Raw genomic sequence first — 5,959 nt, 5'->3', positions numbered from 1 at the left:
CTGTGCGCCGTCATCGACCACGCAAGCCAGTAGATAAGCAAAATAATTATCGGCGCGGAGCAGAACGGGATCCCCCTGTTCGGGAGGCGTGTTCTGAGGACCGTGAAAACGATCTTCCCAGACAGGAAAATGTTCGGGAACGCGCAGTCGCCAGGAGCGTGCAGTTCGACCCGCTGCCAGTCCATGGCGGCAGGTGCCGGGATAATGGCCGCCGTGCCGGCGGATTTCCTGACGGGTGCAGGCGCAGGGGTAGGCATCTCCTTCCTTTATCAACTGGTCGATGACTTGCTGATAAAAATCATGGCGTTGCGATTGCCAGCAGATTGGGCCATCCCAATCCAGGCCGAGTACTTCCAGCTGCCGTAAAATTGTGTCCGCAGCTCCGGGCCGCACCCGGTCCCCGTCCACATCTTCCATACGCAGCAGCCAAAGCCCATCCTGACTGCGCGCACTGAGATAGCTGCCAATAGCTGCAATCAGCGAACCGGCATGCAGGGGACCGCTAGGGGAGGGGGCAAAACGCCCCACGACTGGCTTTTGTCGGGCCTCTGGTTGGGGCATTGTTGGTGGCCTGATAATGGTCATGATTGGTGCAGTGGGCATGGAGCAAAAGGCATTGTATCAGACTATGGTTCATCTCGGATTACTGTACAATCAGGCCGGTGCTTGGTGATCAGTCCCGGCATCACGAAAGCGCTGCTTAAGCGCGAACCAGTTTAAAATCGGAGCATTCATGGCGGTTGGAGAGTTTGCACTCATCGAACAGTTGCAAAGCAGACTGGGCGGCGGCGGTAAGGATGTGCTGCTGGGAATGGGGGATGACGCAGCCTGGCTGGATCCGGCGGGACAGTCTCTGGTGACCAGCATGGATACGCTGGTTGCCGGACGCCATTTTTTCGCCGATGTGGATCCTGCTGATTTGGGTTGGAAAGCCTTGGCGGTGAATCTCAGCGATCTGGCCGCCATGGGTGCGCAGCCGCGTTGGTGCCTGCTCAGTCTGGCTTTACCAGTGCGTGCTGAAGGCTATTCATACTGGTTGCAAGCATTTGCCGAGGGCTGGCGTATGCTGGCTGAAAGCGCCGGCGTGGCGCTGGTAGGCGGCGATACGGTAGCAACAGATGGCCCGCTGACTTTGTCTGTGACCGTATTGGGCGTAGCGGAGCAGGGCATTATGCGGCGCGATGCAGCCCGTCCCGGTGATCTGATCTGGGTTACCGGCACGCTGGGGGATGCAGCCGCCGCCCTCGATCTGGCTTTTGTGGCACGTGGTCTGCCAGGCTATGATTTTGTCTGTTCGGCGGCTCAGGCTCTGGTACTGGAAGCCCGGCGCTTGCGTCCGCTCCCGCGTCTGGACTTTGGCCGGGCGGCGCAGGCTGCTGGAGTGGCCTGCGCTATGGACTGTTCTGATGGTTTTCTGGCTGATCTCAGTCATATTCTCAAGGCCTCCGGGCTGCGGGCACGGGTTGATCTGGAGCATTTACCCCTCAGTCAGAGCCTGGGTGCATGCATTGATCATGACTTGGCGCGCCTTCAACGCTGGCCTCTGACCGGAGGAGATGATTATGAACTTATTTTTTGTGCTCCGCCGTCACTGACCCCATCATTGATGAATATCGCGCATAGATGTGCTTTGCCAATAACGGCAGTGGGACAGATTTTGCCAGCAGACCTGCAAGCCACTGAGCCTGTAGATGTTTACTGGCAGGAGCAGCCTTTGGCGCTGCCGGACATAAGGGGCCATCAGCATGTTTTCTAGGCCCTGGTATCACTGGCTGGCCTTTGGTGGCGGCAGTGGTCTTGCGCCCATCCTTCCGGGAACCATGGGTACCATTGCTGCTGTTCCGCTTTACCTGCTGCTGGTTTTGGCACTGCACAATCTCTGGATATATGCTGCTGTCATATTCATCATGATCGCCGTTGGGCCCTGGCTTTGTGGTCAGACTGCCGAAGACCTGCGTCATGGTGCAGCCGGCAAGCGTGCCCTTGACCCACCCGCCATTGTCTGGGATGAATGGGTGGGGCTGTTGATGACCCTGTACTGGATACCGTTCAGTTGGGCAGCCTTGGGCATCGGTTTTTTGCTGTTCCGTTTTTTCGATATGCTCAAACCCTGGCCTATTTCCTGGTTGGATCGACATATTCATGGTGGAACGGGCATTATGCTGGATGACATGGCGGCAGCGATTCCGGCTTGGCTGATTTTACAGGGGCTGCGAGCGATGGGCTGGTTATGAACAGCGGCGAATTACTGCATATTTTTCTGCCCATGCGGCCAGCGGTGTTGCCCGACGCTCAGCGCCTGGAAGCCTGGGCCGCAATGAGTGGAGTGCGTGCGCGCATCGAGCTGACAGCAGTCCTGCCTGATATAGAGGGCACGGCACTGGGCCTCGGCGCTTTTGTCAACGCCGATGCCTGGAAAGTCATTCCGCAGCATGCCTTGGTCCCGGCTGGCGACTGGCTGGGTCTGCGCAATTGGGCGGAGCATTATTTGCCGCCTTGTCCACAAAGTTTCAGTCGCTTTACCGATCAGAGTCAGGGCACAGAAATTTTACCCGGTGAATTCTGGCTTCAGGAAAAAACGCCGGACGCTTTCGATTTATCCATGGCGCCACCAGAATGGGCGCTGTTGCAACATTGCCCCAAAGCGGGTGGGCCGCGTTTAGCCCTGGCTGAGTCCTGCACCGGTGGCGGCCTCGCAGCCCGGATTACCGCTTTATCCGGATCATCGGCGCTTTTGCAGCACGGTATAGTGACCTATAGCAACACCGCCAAGCGCCACTTTCTTGGGGTGCAGGCAAAAACCCTGATGCGCTATGGGGCGGTATCCGAAGAAACAGCTCTGGAAATGCTCAATGGTCTCTTGCGGGAAGCCGATTTGGGCGCGGCGATTACGGGTATCGCCGGACCTGGCGGGGCAGTGTCGGGCAAGCCGGTTGGTACCGTGTGTATTGCCTGGGGTCAGCGCAATGGTCAACAGCAGGTCCGAACCTGCCATTTTCGTGGCGATCGCTGGAACGTACAGTATGCATCCGGATCGGTGGCGTTGGGTGGTTTGCTGAGTTTGCTGTGTGGATGAAAGATTTATCCGGGGCGTCTTTGCCCATTCCAGTTGCTCAGGTAGAATGCTCGGAAACGTAGATTGAATAATCGGGTCGGTCAATACCCGGATGCCTGGAGCAGGCCGCTGCAAAAACGGGTTATGCCCGAGTGGAATACTCTTCTCAATTCAGAAAAGGACAACATGATGGATGATCAACGCAGCAAGGCCCTCTCGGCCGCTTTGTCCCAGATTGACAAGCAGTTTGGTAAAGGTGCGGTGATGCGCCTGGGTGACCACAACGCCATCAAGGATATTGCCGTTTATTCCACCGGCTCTTTGGGTCTGGATTTGGCTTTGGGTGTTGGCGGTCTGCCCCGGGGACGCGTGGTCGAAATTTACGGACCCGAATCTTCCGGTAAAACCACGCTGACTCTGCACGCCATTGCCAGTTGTCAGCAAGCTGGAGGCACTGCCGCTTTTATTGATGCCGAACATGCCCTGGATCCCGGCTATGCCCACAAGCTTGGGGTTGATCTGGAAAATCTGCTGGTTTCCCAGCCAGATACCGGCGAACAGGCCCTGGAAATTGCCGACATGCTGGTGCGTTCCGGCGCCGTGGACCTGATTGTGGTGGACTCGGTAGCTGCCCTTACCCCCAAGGCAGAAATTGAAGGCGATATGGGCGACTCGCACGTCGGCCTGCAGGCTCGTTTGATGAGTCAGGCCCTGCGCAAGCTCACTGCCAATATCTCCCGAACCAATACCCTGGTGATTTTCATCAATCAGATTCGCATGAAAATCGGGGTCATGTATGGCAGTCCGGAAACCACAACCGGGGGTAATGCCCTGAAATTCTATGCTTCTGTGCGCCTCGACATTCGCCGGATTGGTGCCATTAAAAAAGGTGACGAGGTCATGGGGAATGATACCCGGGTCAAAGTCGTCAAAAACAAGGTGGCACCACCTTTCCGCGAAGCCGAGTTTGCCATTTATTACGGCGAGGGGATTTCCCGCCTTTCGGAGCTGGTGGACCTGGGCGTCAAGTTTGATATTGTTGAAAAAAGTGGAGCCTGGTATTCCTATCAGGGTGAACGTATTGGTCAGGGTAAGGATAATGCCCGTCAGTATCTCAAGGAGCACAAGGAACTGGCCACCAGAATCGAGCAACAGGTCCGTGCTGTTGCAGCCGGTAATCCGCTGGCATTTACGGATGATGTGGTGGAGCCTGCGGTAGTTGAATAATTGTCCAGCCATTCTCCTGTCGATCCCATGACCATTGCCCTGCGCCTGCTGGCGCGCAGGGAGTACAGTCGCAAGGAGTTGCAGGACAAACTGCTGCACGCGGGCTTTGATAACTTGCAGGTACATATGGTCCTCGACAGCCTCAAGGCATCCGGTTATCAGGATGACCAGCGTTACCTGGAAATGTTGACCCGAACCCGGCTGCGACAGGGGCATGGACCCTTACGCCTGCGTCAGGATTTACAGCGGGCAGGTGTTGACGTTAAGGAGCAAGATGGCATGGCAGCAGCACAAAGCGTCAACTGGCAGGTACAGGCGCAGGCCGCTTACCGAAAACGTTTTGGTAACACAGCCCCCGAAGATGCCCGGGAATATGCGCGGCGTGCACGTTTTTTGGCGGGACGGGGATTTTTGCCCGAACAGATACGACGCGTACTGGCGGATCCGGGCAACAATGCGGATGATTTTAACGACTAGATTTTTTTATGGATGACGGAAGACCGATGCAAGCGCAAGCCATTCGCCAAGCTTTTCTGGATTATTTTGTGGAACAGGGCCATCAGATTGTGCCCTCCAGTTCGCTGATTCCCCGCAATGATCCGACCTTACTGTTTACCAATGCCGGTATGGTTCCTTTCAAGGACGTGTTCCTGGGTCTGGAGCAACGTCCCTACCAGCGCGCCGTATCTTCCCAGCGCTGCATGCGGGCGGGCGGAAAACATAATGACCTGGAAAACGTGGGTTATACGGCTCGCCATCATACCTTTTTCGAAATGCTCGGCAATTTTTCCTTTGGGGATTATTTCAAGCGCGAGGTCATTGCTTTCGCCTGGCGATTTCTGACGGAAAAACTGGGGCTTCCGGCTGCCAGGCTGTGGATTACGGTTTATGAAGAAGACGACGAAGCCGCCCAGATCTGGATCAATGAAATGGGTATTGATCCCGCACGCATTTCCCGTTGTGGCGCGAAAGATAATTTCTGGAGTATGGGAGATACCGGACCTTGCGGCCCCTGCTCGGAAATTTTTTATGACCACGGCCCGGATGTTCCGGGAGGCCCTCCCGGTAGCCCTGAAGAAGACGGGGATCGTTATATTGAAATCTGGAATCTGGTTTTCATGCAGTATGACCGCGATGGCAGCGGGAAACTGACCCCGCTCCCCAAACCTTCCGTGGATACCGGCATGGGACTGGAACGTCTCGCGGCTGTTCTGCAGGGCGTGCATAATAATTACGACACCGATCTGTTCAAGCCTTTGATTGCGGCAGCGGCCGCAATTTCCGGCACAACCTATGGTCAGGATGCCACAACGGATACCAGTCTGCGGGTACTCGCCGATCATATTCGTGCCTGCAGTTTTCTGATTACGGACGGTGTACTGCCGGCTAATGAAGGGCGAGGTTATGTTCTGCGGCGCATCATTCGGCGGGCGGTCCGGCATGGTCGCAAGTTGGGCATGGAAAACGTGTTTTTTCATAAACTGGTTGCGCCACTGGTACGCGAAATGGGGACGGCCTTTCCTGAACTGGCTCAGGCACAGCGTGATGTAGAACGTGCTTTGGAGCGTGAGGAAACCCGTTTCCGGGAAACTTTGGAACGTGGCCTGAGTCTGCTGGAAGACGCCATTTCCGGATTGCCCGCTGATGCGGCCATTCCTGGTGAGATTATCTTCCGAT

The 5,959-nt window shown here is 56.2% G+C and carries 7 protein-coding genes; 6 read left to right on the top strand and 1 reads right to left on the bottom strand.

Translation table 11 applies throughout. The annotated features are described in order from the left end of the window. Positions 1-561 (bottom strand): glutamate--tRNA ligase family protein (locus AC2VLY_RS03790; RefSeq protein ID WP_486892965.1); only part of this gene is annotated, 561 nt, incomplete at its 3' end. A 172-nt stretch (positions 562-733) separates the two neighbouring features. On the opposite strand from AC2VLY_RS03790, the gene thiL reads away from it, so the two are divergent. From thiL to alaS, 6 genes are all read left to right on the top strand, one after another. Continuing rightward, positions 734-1,756 (top strand): thiamine-phosphate kinase, encoded by a 1,023-nt coding sequence (gene thiL, locus AC2VLY_RS03785; protein WP_486892964.1) that lies wholly within the window; start codon positions 734-736, stop codon positions 1,754-1,756. After that, on the top strand, positions 1,746-2,234 hold the full coding sequence (locus AC2VLY_RS03780) for a phosphatidylglycerophosphatase A family protein (RefSeq protein WP_193650690.1): 489 nt from the start codon (positions 1,746-1,748) through the stop codon (positions 2,232-2,234). The genes thiL and AC2VLY_RS03780 overlap by 11 nt, the downstream gene beginning before the upstream one ends. Continuing rightward, entirely contained in the window at positions 2,231-3,076 is an 846-nt protein-coding gene (locus AC2VLY_RS03775) for a CinA family protein (protein ID WP_193650691.1), read from the top strand. The genes AC2VLY_RS03780 and AC2VLY_RS03775 overlap by 4 nt, the downstream gene beginning before the upstream one ends. 168 nt (positions 3,077-3,244) lie before the next feature. Then, positions 3,245-4,282: a recombinase RecA gene (gene recA / locus AC2VLY_RS03770; RefSeq protein ID WP_193650711.1), complete on the top strand. Its 1,038-nt coding sequence runs from the start codon at positions 3,245-3,247 to the stop codon at positions 4,280-4,282. A 27-nt stretch (positions 4,283-4,309) separates the two neighbouring features. Then, the gene (locus AC2VLY_RS03765; RefSeq protein ID WP_193650712.1) at positions 4,310-4,759 is read left to right on the top strand and encodes a regulatory protein RecX; all 450 of its coding nucleotides are present in this window, start codon (positions 4,310-4,312) and stop codon (positions 4,757-4,759) included. 26 nt (positions 4,760-4,785) lie between these two features. Continuing rightward, positions 4,786-5,959 (top strand): alanine--tRNA ligase (gene alaS, locus AC2VLY_RS03760; protein ID WP_486892963.1); only part of this gene is annotated, 1,174 nt, incomplete at its 3' end.

The sequence above is a fragment of the Acidithiobacillus sp. TH-A36 genome, from assembly GCF_057473445.1.
The sequence above is the reverse complement of the archived record's forward strand: the minus strand, read 5'-3'. Positions and strand labels throughout refer to the sequence as shown.

What these genes read in the sequence shown, in the direction of transcription:
- thiL (WP_486892964.1), top strand. Translation starts at nt 734, where the DNA reads ATGGCGGTTGGAGAGTTTGCACTCATCGAACAGTTGCAAAGCAGACTG.
- AC2VLY_RS03780 (WP_193650690.1), top strand. Translation starts at nt 1,746, where the DNA reads ATGTTTTCTAGGCCCTGGTATCACTGGCTGGCCTTTGGTGGCGGCAGT.
- AC2VLY_RS03775 (WP_193650691.1), top strand. Translation starts at nt 2,231, where the DNA reads ATGAACAGCGGCGAATTACTGCATATTTTTCTGCCCATGCGGCCAGCG.
- recA (WP_193650711.1), top strand. Translation starts at nt 3,245, where the DNA reads ATGGATGATCAACGCAGCAAGGCCCTCTCGGCCGCTTTGTCCCAGATT.
- AC2VLY_RS03765 (WP_193650712.1), top strand. Translation starts at nt 4,310, where the DNA reads ATGACCATTGCCCTGCGCCTGCTGGCGCGCAGGGAGTACAGTCGCAAG.